General features: G+C 65.5%; 1 rRNA gene. It reads right to left on the bottom strand.

The features are described from left to right. Nucleotides 1-692: ribosomal RNA gene (locus ACTQX9_RS09545) — 23S ribosomal RNA — on the bottom strand; the annotation flags it as partial.

The raw sequence follows: 692 nt of genomic DNA, 5'->3' as shown, positions 1-692 counted from the left end.
GCTAACTCCTCCGCGTGACCTTCCGGCACCGGGCAGGCGTCAGACCCTATACGTCGCCTTGCGGCTTCTGCAGAGTCCTGTGTTTTTGGTAAACAGTCGCTTGGGCCTCTCCACTGCGGCCCGCCTCCGCTCCCGGAGCAAGTCCGTTCACGTACGCGCGGGCACCCCTTCTCCCGAAGTTACGGGGCCATTGTGCCGAGTTCCTTGACCATGGTTGACCCGATCGCCTCGGTATGTTCTACCCACCCACCTGTGTCGGTTTGCGGTACGGGCGCGCACGCGCCTGCCTAGGGGTTTTTCTAGGGACCTCGGGCTCACTCGCTTCGCTTAAGTGCTTCGTCCGGAGCCTCGCCCTCGATGCGGACCGGATTTCCCTGGTCCGCGGGCCGCGCTCCATCACGGGGACGTCCAGAACCCCGCCGAGCCACCCCCATCCGTCGCCCCGTCGGTCGTAGCGCCGCGTGCGCGGTGCAGGAATGTCTGCCTGCTGCGCGTCGGCTACGCCTCCCGGCCTCGCCTTAGCCCCCGACTGACCCTGGGAGGATTAGCCTTGCCCAGGAAACCTCGGGTTCACGGCGGACGAGTTACTCTCTCGTCTCTCGCTACTCATGCCAGCATTCTCACTCCCATGCGCTCCACCGTCGGTCGCCCTCCGGCTTCTCCGCCCATGGGAAGCTCCCCTACCGATTCTA

Source organism: Collinsella sp. LCP19S3_F2, from assembly GCF_052121015.1.
Lineage (GTDB): Bacteria > Actinomycetota > Coriobacteriia > Coriobacteriales > Coriobacteriaceae > Collinsella.
The sequence above is the reverse complement of the archived record's forward strand: the minus strand, read 5'-3'. Positions and strand labels throughout refer to the sequence as shown.